The following is a 21,091-nucleotide window of genomic DNA, read 5'->3' as shown; positions in this document are numbered from 1 at the left end:
CTCCTAGGCATCTTTTGGCCTGACGCAGTCGGCCAAAAGTTCCTCGGGGGCGTAAAACCGAACTGCGAGGGACCATGTAAAGATGTGTGTATACCGTAGGCTTGTAGCCCGATCCGGGCAAGGGAGCGGAGCGATTTTGGCCGGTGCAACCCTGGGTCCTTGGAAAACCGTCATTCCCGCCATAATTTCACGCAGCGAATACGCATTGGTTGCCCTGGACGAAGTCCCAAACCACTTCGTGATGAATATATTTTAGGCTGTCGCAGGAAACGGTATTTTAGGATGTCCCTAAAATTAGTTCGACCGCTAGTGTGTCAGTTAGCGGTATTTCTACCAGCAAAACTAACGCACTAACGGTCGAAAAAATTAACGTACAGCAACTAAGGAACGCGAATTAAATAATACACTCAGGAGTGTCACTTTATTTTGTTCGCGTCCCTAAGTGATACTTACTTGCCAGCCAGTTTATCGGCAGCTGCCTGGAGTACGGTAGCTAAAGTTCCCAGGGCGGGAGCCTTATCTTCCAGGCTACGGGTTTGGGTGGCCAGTGAAGAGAGCAGTCCGGACACCTTTGTTCCGTCAATGCTCTCCGCCGTAAGTTCGGTCTTGAGTGATTTCAGGTCACCGACAATGGCGTCAGTGCCACTCATGGTTCCAAGCTTGGTGATCCAGCTGTCAATGTTGCCTACGGCAGCACCGGGGGAAAGTGCCAGCAGGTCTCCACCGGCGGAAGTGACGGCATCAATCGTACCCTGTAGCAGGGGGTCAGGCTTGGCCATTTCCATGGCATCTTCGGCTGCTTTGTCAGCCTCTGGCATGGTAGTAGTTTCCTCCTCGGTGGCAGGGGCAGTATCACCGCAGGCCACGAATAGGAAGGATAGAAGGAGTAGAGAAAATAAATGCTTCATTTGGTAATCAAGTTTTGATCTGCCACTCTAACTGTGATTTTACCAAAAGGTTCCGAAATAAAAAATAACAACTCTTTCTCCCCCTACCGTCCGGCGGCTACCAGCGGCTACCGGAAATTAGTAGGTTGTACCCCTAGCCTTCGCTTAAACACGCGGGTAAAGTAGCTGGCGCTGTTGAAGCCACAGCGCATGGCTACTTCCTGAATACTGTGCTTGCCCTGTCGCAGTAATTTTGCCCCGAGTTTAATTCTCTCCTCGTTGATAAATTCTACCGGGGACATCCCCATCTCGTTGCGGAAAGCCCGAAAGAAACTGGATTCACTCATGTAGGCGAGTTTGCTGAGGCATTCCACCGTCAGCCGCTCGTCCAGGTGTGCCAGAATGTAGGCAACGGCGGCGGTAATCGGCTGGCTGGTGGCGCGCGCTTCGAGGTCCTTGACGTGTTGCTGCCGGGATTCCATTTCCAGTAAGCGAATGATCAGTTCCTGAAGCGACATGCCCAGGAAAACGTCTTTCGACGGGTGGTCCTCCGCGCACAGGTAAACCATGCGCTGGATCAGTTGGGTGATGGCGGGGTCGTTGGCGAAGTGGAGGTTTTTGTTGGCTTGTCCCCAGGTAAAACCGTCGGAGCGCGGCCGTTTTTCGTTCATGCCCTGGCTCACTTTGGCGATCAGGTGAGGATCGATCTCCAGGGCCAGGCATTTGGTGGGGCGACCTTCCTGCGCATCCGGGAAGTCGATCACCATCAGTTCTTCCGGTGGCATCATGATGGATTCGCCGGGCAGGAAATTGAAGCCCTGCTGTTTGCGCAGGTGCATCACCTTGCGGCCCTTGATCATGGTGGCCAGCACCGGCGTGTCAAAACGAAGGTGGACGGCTTCCGCCCGCTCATGTGTCTCGAACAGATTCAGGGCAGCGGATTCGAGGCTGAAGGTCGTACGATTCTCCACCAGCGTATGCAGGTGCTTGGGGGAGAGGCGATCGGCGGTGAGCTGTAGCATGTGGTCTCGGTTATCGGAAGGTTGCCTTAAAATTAGGAAATATGACCGTATAATGTTCCGTTATTATGGTAACCTACAAAAGAATGCGTCTATTGTTCAAGTAGTTGGTGGGATCGTGCAAGGAGATGAGAAAGTTGGGGAATATCTTTGGATTCAAGCTTGCTCGTCGGCCGAGGCGCGACGCAGGAGCTGACTCGTCCGCCGAGGAAGCGGTTGGCAAATGACTATAAATCCTCTCTTCGGAGGAGGTTAATCGCTAAAGTCGTCGGACAAAAGATCTTCCGACGATTTAAGATCCAGGAGCCGTTCGCAAATAATCGCAAAGCCTCCCCTCGGCGGACGAGCCAGGTCGTTTCTCTCCCGTCTCGGCCGACGAGCGAAGACTTTGCCCTCCGCCCAAAACCGAATCATCTCAACCTTTCTTACAAACCAATAAAAAAACCAATTCGATCATGAGTAACACAGCAACTACCACCGCCGAAATGCTGGCGGTACCCAAATTTAAAGACCAGTACGAAAACTACATTGGCGGAAAGTGGACCGCACCGACCAACGGCGAATACTTCGACAATACTTCGCCCGTAGACGGTAAGTCCTTTACCCGCATCCCCCGTTCCACCAAGGAGGACATCGACAAGGCCGTGGCTGCGGCCTGGAAGGCCGCCGATCACTGGAACAATACCTCTGCCACCGAGCGCAGCAACCTGCTGCTCAAAATTGCCCAGGTAATGGAGGACAACCTCGAAGTGTTGGCCCGCGCCGAAACCTGGGACAACGGTAAATCCATCCGCGAAACCCGCGCGGCAGACATGCCGCTGGCCGTCGACCACTTCCGCTACTTCGCCGGCGTTATCCGCGGCGAAGAGGGTGGAGTATCTGAGCTCAACAGCAGCACCGTCTCCATGAACGTCTGGGAGCCGCTTGGCGTAGTCGGACAGATCATCCCCTGGAACTTCCCCATCCTGATGGCCACCTGGAAGATCGCCCCCGCCCTTGCTGCCGGTAACTGCATCGTGCTGAAGCCCGCCGAGCAGACGCCCGTCGGCATCCTGATCCTGATGGAACTGATTGAAGACATCCTGCCCGCAGGTGTACTGAACATCGTCAACGGTTTCGGTATTGAGGCCGGCAAGCCGCTGGCCAGCCACCCCGACATTTGCAAGGTCGCCTTCACCGGTGAAACCACCACCGGCCAGCTGATCATGCAGTATGCCAGTAAAAACATCATTCCCGTTACGCTGGAGCTTGGCGGTAAGAGCCCGAACGTGTTCATGAAGAGTGTTATGGACGCCGACGATGCGTTCTTCGACAAGTGTCTCGAAGGTGCCGCCATGTTCGCCCTCAACCAGGGCGAGGTCTGTACCTGCCCGAGCCGCATTCTTGTCGATGAGTCCATCTACGACAAATTCGTCGAGCGCTTCATCGAGCGCGTCGAAGCGATCAAAATGGGCCACCCGTTGGATCCTTCCACCATGATGGGTGCTCAGGCGAGCAGCGACCAGTACGAGAAGATCCTCAAGTACATCAAAATCGGTAAAGAAGAAGGCTGTGAGGTCCTCACCGGTGGGGAAGCGGCTTACGTCGATGAACTCTCCGGCGGCTACTACATCAAACCGACCGTCCTGAAGGGGAACAACAAAATGCGCGTCTTCCAGGAGGAGATCTTCGGTCCCGTAGTGTGCATCACTACTTTCAAAGACGAAGCGGAGGCCATCGAGATCGCCAACGACACCCTCTACGGACTAGGTGCGGGCCTCTGGACCCGCGACACGCACGAAGCTTACGGCATCGCCCGCAAGATCAAAGCGGGCCGCGTCTGGGTCAACTGCTACCACGACTACCCCGCGCACGCCCCGTTCGGCGGCTACAAGAAGTCAGGCATCGGCCGTGAGAACCACAAGATGATGCTCGACCACTACCGCCAGACGAAGAACATGCTCATCAGCTACAGCAAGGATAAGCTTGGATTCTTCTAGGCGCTGACTGTTCCTAGTGTTTTTCTTAGCCGGTCAGTGCGCTTTTGTGTGCTGACCGGTTTATATTTTACATCTGGACGAATCGCTCGTCGGCCGAGGCGCGACGCAGGAGCTGACTCGTCCGCCGAGGGATTTCGAGCTACGACCACTCGGCCGACGAGTCAGGCCCTACAGGCCGCCTCGGCGGACGAGCGGTCTCCACAAAAACTAAATAACCCAACCATGCCCAAAGTAGACATCACCGACGCCGCCCGCGAAGTAATTGATCGCCTGCGCGCCAAGCACGGCGCGCTCATTTTTCACCAGAGTGGCGGTTGCTGCGACGGCTCTTCCCCCATGTGCTTTCCGGACGGAGAGTTCTACATTGACGACAACGATGAGTTGCTGGGGGAAGTCCACGGCTGCCCGTATTACATGTCCAAATTCCAATACGATTACTGGAAGCATACCCACCTTACCCTCGACGTGACGGAAGGGCGGGGCTCCAGCTTTTCGGCGGAGATTCCTTTGGGCTTGCGCTTCGTGATCGATTCGCGCTTGCTTACGGAGGCGGATGGACAGGCCTAAGTGTTTTTTGGGCGGGGCCGCAGGTGCAAAGAACGGTGGAGGGCTTGCGCCGCTTTTTTCATCCGATATTGGGTGGTTAGAGTTTTGCTCATAGGGTTAAGACCGCCCGTCCGCCGAGGCAGCCCGCAGGGCCTGACTCGTCGGCCGAGAGGTCGTAGATGGTCGGAATTCCTCGGCCGACGAGCGCTTCATCGAAAGCCTCCTGAATTGAAATTATAACCACCCCACATCCGATAAGCAAACCTCTTTTCTTAGGTTTCCAAAAGTGGGTAATGCAGGCTTGCCATGGGTGACGGGCACTACCGACTACCCACTACTCATCATCCAGCCCATCCAAAAACGCCTCCAAAGCATCCCAGGCAGCGTAGTATTCCAGCTCGCGGGCCCGCTCGTCGTTCCCCATGTCGGTGTTGATGACGATGTACCGGCCGGTCTTCGTTTTTTTGTTGATGAACATCCAGGTGGCCACGCCGGCGTCTCCGCCCGAATGCCCCACGTAGCCAAGCGCGCTGTGGCCCATGAAAATGGCGGGGTCGTAATCTTCGTCGTACGGATTGTCCGGATTTCGGTCTTCCTGGTGGCTTTCGTCGAGCTGTACGGTAAATAGTTCTTCATAGCTTTCCTGGCTGAGCAGCGTACCCGTTCCGGAAAAGCCTTTGATCAGTTCCGTCAGGTATTTCGCCATGTCGTTACTGGAGGAGAGCAGCATGCCATCGGGATAGGTAATGGCGGAATACAGCGGAAGCACCGAATCATCGTTGCGGTACAACGTTGCATGTTGCGATGGGTCAATTTCCTCCAGCGCCCAGCCCGTGTCGTTCATTTTCAGGGGGGCTAAAATGTGCTCCCGGGTGAAGGCGTCGTAGGCCTGGCCCGTCGCCTTTTCGATCACTAAGGCGGCTACTGTAGCACCGATGTTGGAGTAATTATAACGTTCTCCCGCAGCAAATTCGGTATAGTTCTCCGGCAGGTAATAATCGCCACCTACCTCCAGATAGCCCTTCAGGTATTGCTCCAACGGGATGTCGGCTTCAGTTGGGTTGAGGCGTTGCTCGGGGTAGTCAGTGCTGATGCCGGTCAGGTCCTGACCGGGACGAATGATCCAGGACCGATTCATGTATTCGTCGGTATCATTAATGCCAGAGGTATGGGTGGCCAGGTGCCAGATCGTGATGACCTGGTCGGGGTGGTTGGGATTGCCGACCTGGAAGGGCAGGTACTGCTGAATCGGGTCGTCGAGCTTCAGTTTACCCATTTCCCTGGCTTTCATCAGGGCGATGCCGATCAACGTTTTAGAGACGGAGGCAATCGGTTGGACCGTATGCTCGGTGTACGGCTTTTTGGTGGCGATGTCGGCGTAACCGAAGCCCTTGGCATAAAGGGTACCATCAGCGTTAGCGATGCCCACGGCGAAGCCGGGGATTTTTCCGTTCTGTTGGATGGAATCCAGTTGGGCGGTCAGGGCTTCCCGGGCGAGTTCGGTTTTGTTGACTGGTGGGTCGGCGGTTGGCTGGTTTTGGTTACAGGCTGACAGTAAAAGGGGCAGCACTAGGAAGAGAATAAGTTTGTGCATGGGTAAGGTTTTGGGGGAGTGTGGTGAGGTGAAAAGGTTTCGCATAGTGGGGTGGGAGGGCCAAATTGGGTTCGTTATTTCGACCTTCAGATGAATGGATAACAAACTGCACCTAGATGCTAACTTAGTAGTCGTCGGACGGCTAACAATGGCTTGGACGGTCGTCCGACCAATTCTTTTAGCTTGGCGTAGCCGGATAAAAGTTGGTCTGACGACTTTGGCCTGTGCAATTTGTTTTACATACCTCAGGTAATGTATGTTAACCATTTCAATAAGAGACCTAACTTTTAACGCGGGAGTTGTCGCCACACAGGCAATTAAGCACCTTGCTCCTCTAAACGATGGTTTGTACCAGCGCCCATTCAAGCCTAAGACTAAGGCCTTCGGCTCAGTAGTAATCGATGCCTCTGGCTTCGAGTGGATGTTTTCGGGGCTGGATTAGTCTCCACTTCTTCGTATCATTGTCACCATAAGATGTCCAGCGCAGCTGCGACTATCTGCTTCCATTTTAGCTATGAAAACCGGCAAAAATTAACTTTCGGTAACGGCCCCCAAAGAAGCCTTCTTAAAGAGGGAGTAGAAGCCAGATCGTGTTTTTTGCTAAAAAGTAACCTATGTCAATCCATCCAAACGCAGGAAAAACAGCGGCTAAGAACCAGCTGGTTAATGTTCCCCAACTAATTACGAGTTATTTCAAGCAAGACCCCGATCCGTCTAAGCGAGAACAGCGGGTGTCTTTCGGAACGTCTGGTCATCGGGGATCCTCGTTAAGTAACTCCTTTAACGAACAGCATATCCTGGCAACAACCCAGGCTATTTGTAATTACCGGGAAAAGCAAGGCATAAACGGACCTGTTTTTGTGGGGATTGATTCCCATGCGTTATCTACGCCTGCACAGGCGACAGCCCTGGAGGTACTGGCCGCAAATGGTGTGGTCACCATGATCGCTTCCAATGATGAGTATACCCCAACGCCTGCTGTAAGCCATGCCATACTGGAGTATAATAAAGGAAGGACAACCGGCCTGGCCGACGGAATCGTTATTACGCCATCTCATAATCCTCCGGAAGACGGGGGATTCAAATACAATATGACCAATGGTGGACCCGCAGAGGGATCAGTAACTTCCTGGATTGAATCCAGGGCGAATGAGCTATTAGAGAACAAACTTCAGGCGGTTAAAAGGATTCCACTTTCCAGAGCATTGAGTGCTTCCACTACGAAACGATATGATTTCCTGGAAGCTTACACTGCTGACCTAAGCCAGGTAATTGATACCGATTTACTCAGGGAATCGGGAATTAAGATGGGGGTAGATCCTCTTGGTGGTGCGGGCGTAAAATATTGGCAACGAATCGCTGACCGGTACAAGCTGAACCTTACGGTAGTGGATGATTCAGTAGACCATACGTTCAGTTTTATGTCTTTGGACTGGGACGGGAAAATCAGAATGGACCCATCCTCCAGCTATGCCATGCAAAGGCTTATTCAATTGAAAGATAAATATCCGGTGGCATTTGCTTGCGATACGGATCATGATCGTCATGGCATAGTGACCCAAAGCGCCGGGCTTATGCAACCGAATCACTATTTGGCCGTAGCCATCGACTATTTGTTTCAGAACAGACCTCAGTGGGGAGCAGGAACAGGGATTGGTAAAACCCTGGTCAGCAGCCAAATGATTGACCGTGTTGCCAAAAAACTGGGGCGTAAGCTGGTGGAAGTGCCGGTAGGGTTCAAGTGGTTTGTGGATGGCCTCTACGATGGAAGCCTTGGCTTTGGCGGAGAGGAGAGCGCCGGGGCCTCCTTTTTGAATAGGGAAGGCAAGGTCTGGTCTACAGACAAAGACGGCATCATTGCTGCCCTGCTTGCCGGAGAAATTACGGCGAGAACGGGTAAAGATCCGGCTGAAATCTACCAGGGCTTTACCAAAGAATTTGGCGAACCGGTGTACGATCGGATTGATGCTCCGGCTACGCCTGAGCAAAAGGATAAACTGAAAAAACTGTCTGCAGAACAGATCACTTCTTCTGAGCTCGCAGGAGAGAAAGTCACCAATATTTTAACTAATGCTCCGGGTAATGGCGCAGCCATCGGAGGCTTAAAGGTGGAGACGGCTAATGGCTGGTTTGCCGCCCGACCATCCGGGACAGAGAATATCTATAAGATTTATGCTGAAAGCTTTAAAGGCGCAGAACATTTGAAGCAGCTGCAGGAAGAAGCTCAGAAGGTGGTTAATGATGCCATTGCTTAGGGCCGCAACCGCCGTCCCTGGCTCTTCTATCCCTAACCTTGCACCCTGCGTGCGCGCCACTTCTTCCCATTTATTCCCCTAGTCGTCAGACCAACTTTTAGCCGGCTACGCCAGGCTAAAAGAATTGGTCGGACGACCGCCCAAGCCACTATGCCCCGCATTTCCTACCTTTGGCTAACCACGGCAGCAAAAGCATTTTTGGGCTTTCCCCCCCCTTGCAAATCGCTTTTCCTGCGGCCATAACTTCTACCCAAAATACCCCACACGTGCATAAATGGTTCCTCCTTCTGCTGTTGCCGATTCTACTGTCTTGTCGTACAGAACCCGTTGCCACCGAAACGGAGCGCTGGACGACCCACGTGGAGAATACCACCATCATGCGCGACGACTACGGTGTGCCCCACATTTACGGTAAAACGGACGCTGACGCGGTCTTCGGCCTGCTTTACGCCCAGTGTGAGGACGACTTTCCGAGGGTGGAGCGCAACTACATTTGGGCCACCGGCCGCCTGGCCGAGGTCGAGGGCGAAGAGGCATTGTACAGTGACCTGCGCGCCAAGCTCTTCATGACCCGGGAAGAAGCCATCGCTACCTACGAGAGCAGCCCGGCCTGGCTCAAGGAACTGTGTGTCGCCTTTGCCGACGGCATCAACTATTACCTGAAAACCCACCCGGACGTCAAGCCACAACTACTGACCCACTTCGAGCCCTGGATGCCGATGTACTTCAGTGAGGGCTCCATTGGCGGCGATATCGAGGGGATCTCCACCCGCCGCATCCGGGCTTTCTACGAAGACAAAGCCGCGCTTTCCATGGGTGGGCCCGACCACGAATCCGCCTTTCCCGCGCCCCCGGAAGAGCCCCGGGGATCCAACGGCATCGCCATCGCTGGGAAACTCACCGAATCCGGCAACGCGATGTTGCTCATCAATCCCCACACCTCCTTCTACTTTCGGGGCGAGGTACACATGGTGAGCGAGGCAGGACTCAATGCTTACGGTGCCGTTACCTGGGGCCAGTTCTTTATCTACCAGGGCTTCAATGAGAAGACGGGCTGGATGCACACCTCTACCTATACTGACGTACGGGACGAATTCCTCGAAACCATCGAAGAGCGCGACGGCAAGAAAATGTATAAATACGGCGAGGAATGGCTTCCGGTGGAGACGCAGCAAGTCACCCTGCGCTACCGCGAAGGGGAGCAGCTGCTGGAGAAAAGCTTTCCGCTCTACCGCACCCAGCACGGACCCATTACTCACCTGGAGGGCGACAAGTGGGTCGCCAGTGCCATGATGTGGGAACCGGTAGATGCGCTGATCCAGTCCTACACCCGCACCACGCTGAATAACCACGATGAATTCTGGAAGATGATGGATATGCGGACCAACTCCTCCAATAATACCGTTTACGCCGATGCTTCTGGCAACATCGCCTATTACCACGGCAACTTCATCCCGGTCCGGGATACCTCCTTTGACTACACCCAGCCGGTAGACGGCAGTAACCCCGCCACCGCCTGGCAGGGCTTGCACCCGGTGGAGGAAGCCATAACGATCGTCAACCCGGAGAACGGCTGGATTCAAAACTGCAACTCCACACCCTTCACCGCTACCGGCGCCAACAGCCCTAAGCAAGCAGATTACCCTCGGTACATGTCTCGCAACCGGGAGAATTACCGGGGTGTCCACGCCCTTAGCTTACTGGAAGGCCGTAGTGGCTACACGCTCGATAACCTGCTTGAAATGGCGTATGATCCGTACCTGCCGGCTTTTGAAGATTTGATTCCGGGACTGGTCAAAGCCTATGACGAATCGAAACCAAAAAATCCGGCGCTGGCCGGTCCTATCTCTGCTTTACGCGGATGGGACTACCGAACTTCGGCGGAGTCGGTCGCCATGTCTCTGGCACATTATTACGGGACGGTTTGCCAGCGCAAAGGGGAGGCTCCGGCGGGGTTGAACCGGATGGAACAGGTCCGGTATTTTGGCCAGGAGGCACCACCCGCGGAACGCCTGTCCCTTTTCGCCGAAGCGGTGGATACCCTTACGGCGCATTTTGGCGATTGGAATACGCCCTGGGGAGAAATAAACCGCCTCCAGCGGCTGGACGGGGCCATTGAGTCCCGGTTTGACGATGCGCAGCCGAGCCTGCCCGTCGGGCTGGCTTCCGCCAACTGGGGTGCCCTGGCGTCTTACGGCTCCAGAGCGCGAAATGGTACGAAAAGGTTGTACGGTTCCTCCGGCAACAGCTTCGTCGCTGTAGTGGAGTTTGGGGATAAAGTCAAAGCCAAAAGTATGCTGGCCGGCGGGCAAAATAGTAATCCTGCCTCTCCCCACTTCTTCGACCAGGGGCAACGCTATGTTGATGCGGCGTTTAAGGACGTCGCTTTTTACCGGGAGGATGTGGAGAAACGGGCGGAGAGGACTTATCGGCCGGGGGAATGACTTCGATCCGTCCATTGATGAAACTATTAGGAACGCCATCCAAAAAATAAGGGAAGAATTAGGGTAAACCTAAATGGAATTGGTGGGACAATCATGAAAGAGCAGGGTAGGGCAATCCCGCTCAGCCCTGGAGAGTCGTCCGGCTTAGCGAGGGGATTCATCCCCTCGTATTCGTTTCGAACCCCGCTCCTTTTATCCCTTCCCCCGCACCTGCGTCCCCGCCCAAAGGCTCACTTTCAATCACCTGCTTTTCCGAGGAAGTAAAGAATCAAGTAAGAGGCCCTACTACACATATTTAAGCTTTTCCTCCTTGTCCCACAACCCCCAATAAGCGCCAACGTCACCTTCTGCGCCAACTTTCCAGGACTCGTCGAAGGAGGAGAAATAGAACAGCTCAATATCGGCTGCCGCCGACCACTGCTGTGCGTTGATGAAGTACTTCATGGCGTTCTCCGCCGAAGGCATAGCGGCCTCCAACCCTTCTCCTTCGCTTGGCCAGCCGGTTTCGGTGATGATGACCTTTTTTCCCTGGGCAGCCTGTATCGCCTTTTGGTACATCTGCTTCATATAGACCAGGGAGTACTCGTAGCTGCATTTCTCCCAGTAGGGGTAGCAGTTGGCCAGGATCACGTCGCAGGCATCGACGATGTTGGGGTGGTCCGTAAACTCATAATAGGCGTCTACGTAACCTACGGGGATGTTGACGGGAATGGCATCGCGCACCTCCCGGATATGAGCCAGTAGTGCCGCTTCGCTCAGGTCGCCCCGATACAACACTTCATTGCCAACGGCAGCAATGTCAACGTAGCCATCTTTGGCCAACTGGATGAGCCCGGCAATTTCCTTTTCGTTCTTCTCCTCGTCGCTGCCCAACCAGGCACCAACCATCGTTTTAATGCCCAGCTCGCGTGCGACTTTAGCCACCAATTCATTGCCTTCCGTACAGGAAAAGGAGCGGATCCATTTAGTGTAGGGCTGAAGTATTGTCAGCCTTCTTCTGATTTGCACTTCGGTGAGGGTATCACCGGGTTCCTGCCCTTCTTCGTAGGGGCTCATGCATACGCCGTGCATGCCGTCTTCGAGCGTTTTTGTAAATAGCTCCGCGATAGCTGCTTCAGACTTCCCGCTGAAGTTGATACCGGAAAGGGAGAGTTTTTTGCCTGCTTTGAATGACATTGTTTATTGACCTTTTGGTGAGACTTGTTTGGGTTTACGCTACTTCAGGACTTTTCCCTTTGTAAGGTTTAAATACGCGCTTAGATCGTTGATTCTTTGAGCCCATCCTTATTCTTATTGATGGCAGCTCTGATTTCATTTGCTTTCTCCTCGGTCAAATCATAGGACCACATAATGAGTATCGCGAGAACAGTTCCGGCCATAGGGAAAAAGCAAAAGAAGGCATGGAGGCCATCCACGGCACTTTGCTGGTCGGTCGTAGGAAGCGCAGCATCGAATCCTACCACTGCGATCATCAGACCGCTAAGTCCACCCGCAATCGCAAAGCCGAATTTGACCATCCACCAGTAGATGGCGCCGAAGATGCCTTCCCGGCGCTTCCCGGTATTAAGCTCGTCGATGTCAATCACGTCGGCGGTCATGGACATCATGATGGTAAATAAGCTACCGATTCCGAAAGAAAAGAAGGGTAGTGCAATGATGTAAAGCCAGGGTTTACCGGGGACAAACAAGAACCACATCAGTATATAGCCGATTAGCGAAATGCTTTGTGCTATTAAAAATGTCTTGTGTTTACCGATGACCTTCGACATCCAGGCAACGATAGGAATCACAATAAACGTTGTACACAAGGCGCCTATACTACCAAAAAGCACGACCCAAACTCCAGTGGCCGCAGCATCGCCATTGAACAATTTGTAAACGATTACAAAAAACGTTAGCGCGGCTACCGTATTGAAAGAGTTGAAAATTAGAAAAGTAGAAAAGCATAGTTGGCGGAAATACTTTATCTTAAATGCATCTACGAAGCCGCCAAATATTTTCGTTACACTACCTCCAATGTTTGATAAAGTCAATGGTTCATAATCATCCCGATCAAGCGTAGACTCGCTTTTAATGAAGATCGCTGGAATAATGGCACAAATGGCACACGGAATAGCTACCCAAACAGCAAGTGTTCTGGTGGCCACTTCGGCTGAGGGAAACCACGCTGGGTCATACATAATAATCCAAAACCAGGGCGCGATGACCCAGGCCCATTGCCCGATCCATTGAGCAGTAGCCATGATGCTGGTCCGCTCATGGAAATCGTCGCTCATTTCATATCCCATGGCTACGTACGGAACACTGAATATGGTGAGTCCCAGGTAAAAAACTATTGACCCGAAGAAGAAATACCAGAAATTAAACTCTAAAGAGTTTTCCAAAAAGAGTTGCCACATGAAGATGAAGGCAAAGCCCATGATTACGCCTCCTAAAAGAACGTACTGACGCCTTCTGCCCCATTTAGAGCGGGTATTGTCGGAAATGAAGCCCATGATGGGATCCGTGATGGAGTCAAAAACCCGGGGGAAGAAGTAGATCACCCCCCACATCCAACCAGGAAACCCGAGGTCCTGAACCAACACCACCATGAAAATGCCCAAGACAGCGGGGAACATCTGGTTGGCAAACATGCCCAGGCCAAAGGCTACTTTTTGGCCAAAGGGGACTTTGTTACTTACTGCAATATCGACTTGAGGCATGATCTGAATTTTTACCGCTGATGGGTTGTGTTAAACGTTATCGACTAAAATGGTCTGAAGGGCCTTGGGGCTTATGCTTATCGTTCTTTCCTGCTTACCCAGCGTAACGCTGAAGGTCTTTTCTTTTTCCGTTTGGTTAAGGACAACCAGGGCAATACTGCCATCCGGATTCCGTGCTGCTGTCACCATCAGCTCTTCATCAGTATGCTTAAAGCCGATACGCTGTGCGCCCGGGCGAATGTACTTACTGAAGTGTGCCATGGTATAGTAAAGTGGCGTAAGATATATTTCATCGGCCTCGGGGTCAACGATGACGGGAGCAACGCACCAGTTTTTGAACCAGTTAGGTCCGCCCTCACGGTCGAGCACCATGTTCCAATCTACCCAGCCGTCGACCCAGTTGTTCATACAGCCGATCATATCCCGGGCGTAGCGGTAGACCGGGACATACTTAGGGTGCAAGTGCTTTTGTTTTTCCGGAGCCCAGTCCCATCCCCAATCGGTCGCTTCTTTGCTCCAGTACCAGTTGTCGTCTTGCCAGACCGGAACCTGAGCATCCACGCAGCCTTCCGTTTGAATTATGTGCTTGTCCGGAGCCGTTTCATGGGCAAGCGTCAGCGTTTCACCGAAGTAGTCGTAGGTACTGGCGTACCAATGCACCGCCGTACCGTCAAAGTATTTAGCGGTGGCCTCATTGGCGTACATGGAGTTGATCCAATCCTTCATCTCTTCTCCCCGGTTTTGATCATACCCAAGAATTTTGACCTCATGACCATCTGCTTCCAACTTCGGCCCCAGGTGGTGCTGTACGAAATTGGTCATCTCATCGGGGGTGTAGTGCATGCTCTCCCAGTTGTTGTCATTACCAAGCGGCTCATTCTCTACGGTCACGCCCCAGATGTCGATTCCTTTTTCCTTGTATGCGTTAAGGTACTTCGAAAAGAATAAGGCCCAGGTATCGTAATACTCAGGGCGTAGTTTCCCACCACGCCAATCATTATTATCTTTCATCCAGGGCGGAGCCGTCCAGGGGGAGGCAATGATCTTAAAGCCATCTTTCGAAACCTTCATCGCCTCCTGGATCATTGGAATCAGGTCTCCTTCGTCTTCTTTGATGGAGAAATTGGCCAATTCCTTATCTCCCGCTACTGGTGCATAGGAATAGTTGCCCAAGGAGAAATCACAAGAGTTTATGTGTGTTCTGGTCAGGGAGTATTTGGCACCGCTTTCCCCAAAATAGGCCTCAATAATTTTCTTTCGGTTCTCCTCGCCCAACTCGTTGAGCAGATATGCAGATGCCTCGGTAAAGGAGCCGCCAAAACCAGTCATTGTTTGGAAGACTTCCCCGGGCATCAACGCTATAGCTGAAGGGGCCTCCTTTTGCTGGAAATCAGTTACTGACTTAAGCTTATTGCCTCCGGCAGATGTTTCCACCACCGAAATAGTCCATTCTGATTTATTGCTGTCTTCGGTGTTGCTATCGGTAGTTGGTTGGCAACCCATCATCGCAAGTACGGTCAATATGGTAAGCGGTTTCAGTATTCTCATAATATTAAAGTTCTGATTAGTTAGTAACCTTCTCAGCAATGGGTGGTGGTAAAACTGTCTCCAAAAGTTTAGCTTCATCCCCGTCGAATGATTTGGTAATGGGCTGGCCGTCTCTGGTCAAACCATCGAAGACACCAGCATCGACCTTATCCCAAAGTGCCCGTTTAGCTTGTCCTTTCAGACCGATCAATCCGAAGTGGTTCTCCGAACCACCGGGGTTGTTCGCGTCTTTCCAGGGTTCGTCGAATGCTTCGAAGAAAAAACAAGAGATGTTGTTCTTGTCCGTCCACGTTCGCATGTGTTGATGATAGAGGTGCTGTTTGTACTCGTCGGTGGCGCGTGAGCCTTCGTCTCCGTAAAGCTCGTTGGCACTGCTGGCCCAGCCGGTTTCTCCGATGTGCAACGGTTTGTCAACTCCCAGGCTTTTGACGTAGGAAGCGACCGAGTCGAATTGACTGATGGCGTACTGCTGAGAACGAAGCATGGCGGCGTCGATCATTGCCTTTTTATCCTTTCCCTGCTCCTGCGGCCGCGCCTTCCAAAACTGTGGATTGTAGTGCGTATCATGCATGGGGTAGGTGTGCAGAGAGATGTAATCTACCGATTTAATCAGTTCCTCCAGGTCCCTGACGTGGTATTCTCCATCGCCACCGCCCCAGGAAGCGAAGTTGTCTGAACTCGTTATCCAAAGGTCACCCGGCAGCTCGCCAGCTTGCTTAAGCTGCTGTAAGTGGTTGACCCATTTCAGGATTACGCCCGGTTGCACGTAATAGGTAGCCGCCCATTTTACCATGGCCTCATTGCCCACGGCAATGACCTTGACAATATCCGGGTACTTTTTAGCGAGCGCAACCGCCCGGTCAATCTCCGCCGCGTTCTTTTCACTTTCCACGTTGTGGTCCACGGGCTGGTCCGTCCAGGCGTTTTTGCAATCAATCCACGCGCCGAGCATGACGTACATCTCGAAGGTCGGATCCTCTTCCTTCAGCTCCCGAATCACGGCCAGTATATTTGGAGCCTGGGCCAGCTGCACGTTATAGGTTCGAATGATCTTTACTCCTATCGCGGAGAGTAACTGCATATCCTCCTTCAATTGCTCCAGGGTCGGCTGTGTGTCACGAGATGTGGCCCGATAGCCTCCGTAAGAGATGGCCCGGTATTCCGGATTTCCAAGGATTTCGGCAGCTGTTGGATTATTTGCCTCCATAGGTGATCGCTTTTCTGAAGAACAGGCGTTCATCAGCGTAATAATTGACAATAGAATTAAGCCAAAACGGAAATGTCGCATTGGTAACTGTTTTGTACAGGCTTGTGGATAAGCCCCTGGTTATTTTAATCCTTCTGGGCTAATACTCACCTGAATACGCTGCACTTTTCCACTTCGTTCGAAAACCATTTCACTGGTCTGCCGGTCCAATTTCCGACCCGTAAAGCTTTTGTGCCGGCCGTCATTGAAAAAGACTTTTGTCTCCTCCTTATCACTCAGTTGATACACTATCGGAACCTGGCAGTACGTAAAACTCAGCGCACCTTTTTCAATGGTCATCGTCTGAGGAGTTCCCTGGACATCGACGTAATGGAATTCACCTGGTTCATCGAGGAATTCCAGCTTCCGCAATAACGATGGCGCAAAATACAACTGTCCTTCACCAACAAACACGCCAAGCTCTCCGAATCGGCTGAGGATGTCTTCCTTAACCTGCCCCGTCATGCCGGGTTGCTGTGCGCCTTTGCCTGCCGGAGTGTGTGAGTACGGATCCGTTGGGAAGGCGCCGTAAAGTGTTGGAGACTTGTTTATTCCGATGCCCTCGTATACTTCGTAGTAATGCTTCAGTAAGCCACTGGTAGTCGCTGTATCCGCTTTGCCATCAATGGCCTGCAAATAGCATTCCTGTACGGCCAGCTGCAGCTTAGACACCATGTGCCAGTAAATGGAGCCCAGGCCTTCGTATCCGAAGAAGGTGCCCGACCTGCCGGTAAACTCTTTGTGGTTGAATACCTCTTCGAATACCTTTTGAACGTGGGCGGAGTCCTGCTTCACCAGGTCACCGTAAGCCGTAGAGGCAAGTGCCTTAAGCGCTGCCTTCAGGTCATTATTGTTTTTGAAGTTTCCGTTGAAGTGAAATACGCCGTTGATGTCTTTCACAACGATCCGTGTGTCTCCATCAGCGACCAGTTTTTTCAACAGGGCCGATGAAGCGACCGAGGCCGCCGGTATGTTGTTCTTCTGCAGGAAACCGGGCAGGTCTTTGTTCGGGTAAAGGATGTAGCTGTACTGGTCTTTTCGGTACAATTTGCTGCTCTTTAGCGCATCCATTACTTTCAGTGACTCCTGCGGAGACAGCGCGCCGGCACTGAGTACCGCAACTTGTCCTTCCAGCATCTCACTAAGGTAGGAGATAGCGACGCCATCACCTTCTACTGATAGGAGGTTGTAAGCATGGTACAGGTTATCCGTCCGCTTGTTTGCGCGAATGGTGTGATCTACGAAGGCAAGGCTTACCTTCAAAAAGCGACGAATTTCTTCGCTGGTGATCCCGGCTTTATTACCACTAAAGGAATTGTCATAAACCTCCGCACGGAAATCACTTGCTGCGGTTCCCAGAGCGTCCAGTACTTGCTTGCGCTCCTGGTCGTTGATGGTGGAGGACAGCAAAGGTTCGTACCTGGTCAGTCCCGCCAGGATGTTGTCGAACAGCGCTTTTACCTCTTCAGAAACCGGGTGCTCTCCGGCTGAAGAGTCGCCGATGAGCCCATCAAAGAAAGATAAGAACCGCCGCAAATAATAGAGCGTAACCATAGACACGCCATTACCCACCAGGGCGTTGTTGGCGTCGTTCCATTCCGGGCGCTGGGTATTCATCCAGATGCCGCCTTCTGGGATGAAGTTGGAAATCTTCGCCAAAACGGTAGCCAGGATCTTCTCAATGAAGTTAACCCGGTGGACTTCTCCCGCACGGTTCAGCAGCAGCGCACCGTCGGCACCTTCTTTTTCCCTGCGGTGACGAATCTCTTCGTCAAGTTCCCGGTCAAAGTCAATGGTATCTTTAGGGTTCTTCAGTAGCTCCTGGTAGGGCTTTATTTTGTAGGGAACATTTGCGTAGACCAGGAAGTCCCGGTCAAACAACTGCCCCAAAGCACCCGGTTGGTGCTTCTCGATGAATTCCAGAAACTTGAGGAGGTAAATGATCTGGTGATCGCCCCAATAGCCAATGTAGGACCATGGGTCATCTTCTTCGATGGTTTCCCAGTCGAATCCGCCTTTGGTCACCCGGTAAGGGTTGTAGCCATCAAAAGTGGTGGCGTTCAGGAACTTGAGGATCATGCCCTCCATAAAGTCCGGGTAGCTGTGTGCAAGGGCCTCCCAGTTCTGGAAGATGTCCCGCCAGTTGCCCTGGTAATCGAGGATCTTGGAGCCGTCGACCTCACTGTGGGTATTGATCGAAAATCGGTTCCAGGGGCGGCTTGGGTCACCGTGGCGCCGACTGAATTTTAACGGCAGGTATTCCAGGCAAAGGCGTTGGAAATCCGGATCGCTGGATTGCCCGGCAAGTGTCTTTAATTCACCAAGGGTGAAGGTTTCGGGCAATTCATTGACGAGCGATAAATTCGCTGCGCTGACCTGCTTGTTCCCATTAACCAGGTAGGCAATGAAGTCTCCCTTCTCAATATCGTAATTGTGGTCGAAGATTCCTCCCCGCATGATGTTGAACAACACGTTCGAGTAATGGCGAGTATTCCGGCCATCGTCCGCCGTCAGTTGTAAGCCATCAGCGGCGGCACTGAGGCCGATTAGTTTTTGTGTCCCCTCCTCAATATCTTGCTCCAAACGCGCTACCAGCGCGTCCGGTGTCTGAAGTTGATGGATGAGGTCAGCAACGGCAGCATGGTCCTGGTTTACGTTCGCTACAATCATCCATTCCTGGGCTGACTGAGCAGCTAGAGTCATCTCTTTATGTACGAAATAGGCGCCTTTTTCACCTTTAACGTCAGCTTCCGGAGTGATCGCTCCGCCGTTCCGAAAGGTATTAAGTTGCAGAGAGGAGAGCAGGTAAGTAGGGGAGTTAAGACCAACGGACCACGCAATGTTTGCCTTCAGGGCTTCACTTGGTTCAGCCTTGTCGACAATGATCGCACTGAGCGCAAAGATGCCCAATCCGCTCTTTTGGTCTAATTCGCTTCTCTTATAAGCATCCACCAGGTTACTCGATCTGTTCTGCAATTCACTGCCCACACCGAATGGCACGATGTTTTGTAAACCGTCTAACATCGAAACGGCAACGGGACTATTAGCATGATTTTTCAGGGCCGATCGCCGCACGAAACCGTAGCGGTTACTGGAACTCCACTCATACTGGTAACTAAGGTTCAGATCATGGTTGATTTCTTCGAAAATGATCTTGTTGCCGTAGACGCTTTTATACAGGTTCCGGCTGACCTTAAATTGGCCTTCATACCGGTAGGAGAACGGCTCCCAGGTAACGGCTTCTCCGTTTCTATGAACCCGGAAGATGGATTTGCTGCCGGTAATCTCCGCTGATTCGGTGATTTTATCATCCGTATAGTAGGGAAAAAGGGCATACTCGGCATCCTTCCGTCCAGCGGTTAACCCGCCATTACTGGAAATAAACATCCAGTGATTGGCGTCACTGACGATGCTCATGAAAAAAGGACGCATCTCGTCGTTGTCCGTTAGTTTGAAATAACGCTCTCCTGCAAGTTTAACCTGTTGAATTTCTGGCATAAATTTTTCTACTATTTTATCGTCTGGGTAGCCTCTGACTGCGATATGCGTAAGATTCGTGAAATAACATGAAACTTAAAGGAAGTTAAATTCATGTTTGGCCCAAAGTTATCTATTGATGTCGGTTTGATGGTTGACTACAACTACTACACAAGCGGGAAGTGAGGGTGGGAATGAACCAGGGCTTCGGTGGTAAGTTGTTTACATTCAGTGTATTGTGATGGAATGTGTTTTCAACCTCCTTTTATGTGGTTGTATAGTAGATGTATGGGTATTTCCCCGTCATGTGGGCATTCCTGGCCATTGAAAGGTGCTTGGGCGACGGTGCGCAGGTGTAAGGAAAGTGGAATGGCAGGGTGGGAGGTAGGATAATCTCATAGCGATGCTTAGCTCCGTCAAGATATAAAAGCTTCGGCAAAGACAAGCATTCTAAGCCTAGTTCTGCTCCTGGTAAACCCTGATGTAGTCTACCACAATTGTTTGGGGAAACGGCGTCTGGCTGGTGGGGAACCCAACATAGTTTCCGCCTACTGCAAGGTTCAATATCATGAAAAATGGCTGGTCAAATACCCACTCCCCAGTTACATCCTCTGGGGTAATCCGGTTGAAGAGGAAATCATCTACGAAGTAGTTAATGTAGTCTTCTCCCCACTCGATGGCAAAGAGGTGGTACTCCTGGTCAAAGCGGCTGTTCTCCAGCGTAAAGTCAGAAGTTATAGCATTGCCGCCGGAGTACCCCGGGCCATGTACGCTTCCGGCAATCTTATCAGGTTGCTGCCCACGCAATTCCATTACGTCGATCTCTCCGCATTGCGGCCAGTTGACTTCGTCAATATTAGCCCCCAATAACCAGAAGGCCGGCCACATCCCCGGGCCGTATGGCGTTTTCATTCTTGCTTCAAAACGACCGTAGGTCTGTTCGAAGAGGTCCTGTGTTTTGATGCGGGCAGAAGTGAAGGGGGAGCCGCCAAATGCTTCCCGTCGCGCAGTAATCACAAGATTACCGTCGCCGTCCAAGGAGACGTTCTCCGCTTCATCAGTGTAGTACTGAAGTTCCTGGTTGCCCCAGCCGTTGTCGCCCGTGCCAATGTCGTAGGTCCATTTCGTGGCATCAATTCCCTGGCCGGCCGCTCCGTCAAATTCATCGCTCCAGGTAAGACTCCAGTTTCGGGCTTCAAGGTTTTGGGTTTTGTCCTCCTCACAAGCCGTAAATCCGGCGATGACCAAAAAGGCCAGGAGTAACTTGAGCAAGGGAGAAAACCTGAAATACTTGATAGTTTGCATGCGACTTTAATTTATGGCTAAGTCAAAGCGTGACCATTAGCCGTTCGTTGTTGAGGTAGCTCATCAAAGTAGTTTGACCAGCGGTGCGA

Annotated in this window: 14 protein-coding genes; 5 read left to right on the top strand and 9 right to left on the bottom strand. The window is 52.2% G+C overall.

The features are described 5' to 3' along the window. Nucleotides 1-449: 449 nt before the first annotated feature. Together B036_RS0120765 and B036_RS0120760 are read right to left on the bottom strand one after the other, a co-directional pair. Nucleotides 450-908: a hypothetical protein gene (locus B036_RS0120765; protein ID WP_020570662.1), complete on the bottom strand. Its 459-nt coding sequence runs from the start codon at nucleotides 906-908 to the stop codon at nucleotides 450-452. Between the two features lie 107 nt (nucleotides 909-1,015). Next, on the bottom strand, nucleotides 1,016-1,909 hold the full coding sequence (locus B036_RS0120760; RefSeq protein WP_020570661.1) for an AraC family transcriptional regulator: 894 nt from the start codon (nucleotides 1,907-1,909) through the stop codon (nucleotides 1,016-1,018). A gap of 452 nt (nucleotides 1,910-2,361) precedes the next feature. Between B036_RS0120760 and B036_RS0120755 the strand changes: the two genes are divergently transcribed. Both B036_RS0120755 and B036_RS0120750 read left to right on the top strand, forming a co-directional pair. Next, the gene (locus tag B036_RS0120755; protein WP_020570659.1) at nucleotides 2,362-3,885 is read left to right on the top strand and encodes an aldehyde dehydrogenase family protein; all 1,524 of its coding nucleotides are present in this window, start codon (nucleotides 2,362-2,364) and stop codon (nucleotides 3,883-3,885) included. A 222-nt stretch (nucleotides 3,886-4,107) separates the two neighbouring features. Then, nucleotides 4,108-4,452, top strand: a complete 345-nt coding sequence (locus tag B036_RS0120750) for a DUF779 domain-containing protein (RefSeq protein WP_020570658.1) — start codon at nucleotides 4,108-4,110, stop codon at nucleotides 4,450-4,452. A 313-nt stretch (nucleotides 4,453-4,765) separates the two neighbouring features. Here the strand turns inward: B036_RS0120750 and B036_RS0120745 are convergent, their stop codons facing one another. Beyond that, a complete protein-coding gene (locus B036_RS0120745) occupies nucleotides 4,766-6,025 on the bottom strand; it encodes a serine hydrolase domain-containing protein (protein ID WP_020570657.1) in 1,260 nt (419 codons plus the stop codon). Between the two features lie 256 nt (nucleotides 6,026-6,281). Between B036_RS0120745 and B036_RS0120740 the strand changes: the two genes are divergently transcribed. From B036_RS0120740 to B036_RS0120730, 3 genes are all read left to right on the top strand, one after another. Next, entirely contained in the window at nucleotides 6,282-6,467 is a 186-nt protein-coding gene (locus B036_RS0120740) for a hypothetical protein (RefSeq protein WP_020570656.1), read from the top strand. Between the two features lie 172 nt (nucleotides 6,468-6,639). Further along, nucleotides 6,640-8,280: a phosphoglucomutase (alpha-D-glucose-1,6-bisphosphate-dependent) gene (gene pgm, locus B036_RS0120735; RefSeq protein WP_020570655.1), complete on the top strand. Its 1,641-nt coding sequence runs from the start codon at nucleotides 6,640-6,642 to the stop codon at nucleotides 8,278-8,280. Nucleotides 8,281-8,546: 266 nt separating this feature from the next. After that, a complete protein-coding gene (locus B036_RS0120730; RefSeq protein ID WP_026232187.1) occupies nucleotides 8,547-10,724 on the top strand; it encodes an acylase in 2,178 nt (725 codons plus the stop codon). A gap of 285 nt (nucleotides 10,725-11,009) precedes the next feature. On the opposite strand, the gene B036_RS0120725 is transcribed toward B036_RS0120730, so the two are convergent. The 6 genes from B036_RS0120725 to B036_RS0120700 form a co-directional block, all read right to left on the bottom strand. Beyond that, a complete protein-coding gene (locus B036_RS0120725; RefSeq protein WP_020570653.1) occupies nucleotides 11,010-11,900 on the bottom strand; it encodes a glycoside hydrolase family 17 protein in 891 nt (296 codons plus the stop codon). An 80-nt stretch (nucleotides 11,901-11,980) separates the two neighbouring features. Next, a complete protein-coding gene (locus B036_RS0120720; RefSeq protein WP_020570652.1) occupies nucleotides 11,981-13,426 on the bottom strand; it encodes an MFS transporter in 1,446 nt (481 codons plus the stop codon). Between the two features lie 30 nt (nucleotides 13,427-13,456). After that, nucleotides 13,457-14,929 carry a glycoside hydrolase family 30 protein gene (locus B036_RS0120715; protein WP_020570651.1) on the bottom strand — a complete coding sequence of 491 codons (1,473 nt, stop codon included), beginning with the start codon at nucleotides 14,927-14,929 and terminating at the stop codon, nucleotides 13,457-13,459. A gap of 61 nt (nucleotides 14,930-14,990) precedes the next feature. Further along, nucleotides 14,991-16,214: a glycoside hydrolase family 17 protein gene (locus B036_RS0120710; RefSeq protein ID WP_044103356.1), complete on the bottom strand. Its 1,224-nt coding sequence runs from the start codon at nucleotides 16,212-16,214 to the stop codon at nucleotides 14,991-14,993. 87 nt (nucleotides 16,215-16,301) lie between these two features. Then, a complete protein-coding gene (locus B036_RS0120705) occupies nucleotides 16,302-19,718 on the bottom strand; it encodes a hypothetical protein (RefSeq protein ID WP_020570649.1) in 3,417 nt (1,138 codons plus the stop codon). 435 nt (nucleotides 19,719-20,153) lie between these two features. Next, nucleotides 20,154-21,002: a glycoside hydrolase family 16 protein gene (locus B036_RS0120700; protein ID WP_020570648.1), complete on the bottom strand. Its 849-nt coding sequence runs from the start codon at nucleotides 21,000-21,002 to the stop codon at nucleotides 20,154-20,156. Between the last annotated feature and the right edge of the window lie 89 nt (nucleotides 21,003-21,091).

Source organism: Neolewinella persica DSM 23188 (genome assembly GCF_000373105.1).
GTDB classification, from domain to species: Bacteria; Bacteroidota; Bacteroidia; order Chitinophagales; family Saprospiraceae; genus Neolewinella; species Neolewinella persica.
This window is presented reverse-complemented; position numbering and strand designations above follow the sequence as displayed.

Coding starts and splice junctions, on each gene's coding strand:
- B036_RS0120765 (WP_020570662.1), bottom strand. CDS start 908: ATGAAGCATTTATTTTCTCTACTCCTTCTATCCTTCCTATTCGTGGCC.
- B036_RS0120760 (WP_020570661.1), bottom strand. CDS start 1,909: ATGCTACAGCTCACCGCCGATCGCCTCTCCCCCAAGCACCTGCATACG.
- B036_RS0120755 (WP_020570659.1), top strand. CDS start 2,362: ATGAGTAACACAGCAACTACCACCGCCGAAATGCTGGCGGTACCCAAA.
- B036_RS0120750 (WP_020570658.1), top strand. CDS start 4,108: ATGCCCAAAGTAGACATCACCGACGCCGCCCGCGAAGTAATTGATCGC.
- B036_RS0120745 (WP_020570657.1), bottom strand. CDS start 6,025: ATGCACAAACTTATTCTCTTCCTAGTGCTGCCCCTTTTACTGTCAGCC.
- B036_RS0120740 (WP_020570656.1), top strand. CDS start 6,282: ATGTTAACCATTTCAATAAGAGACCTAACTTTTAACGCGGGAGTTGTC.
- pgm (WP_020570655.1), top strand. CDS start 6,640: ATGTCAATCCATCCAAACGCAGGAAAAACAGCGGCTAAGAACCAGCTG.
- B036_RS0120725 (WP_020570653.1), bottom strand. CDS start 11,900: ATGTCATTCAAAGCAGGCAAAAAACTCTCCCTTTCCGGTATCAACTTC.
- B036_RS0120720 (WP_020570652.1), bottom strand. CDS start 13,426: ATGCCTCAAGTCGATATTGCAGTAAGTAACAAAGTCCCCTTTGGCCAA.
- B036_RS0120715 (WP_020570651.1), bottom strand. CDS start 14,929: ATGGGTTGCCAACCAACTACCGATAGCAACACCGAAGACAGCAATAAA.
- B036_RS0120710 (WP_044103356.1), bottom strand. CDS start 16,214: ATGAACGCCTGTTCTTCAGAAAAGCGATCACCTATGGAGGCAAATAAT.
- B036_RS0120705 (WP_020570649.1), bottom strand. CDS start 19,718: ATGCCAGAAATTCAACAGGTTAAACTTGCAGGAGAGCGTTATTTCAAA.
- B036_RS0120700 (WP_020570648.1), bottom strand. CDS start 21,002: ATGCAAACTATCAAGTATTTCAGGTTTTCTCCCTTGCTCAAGTTACTC.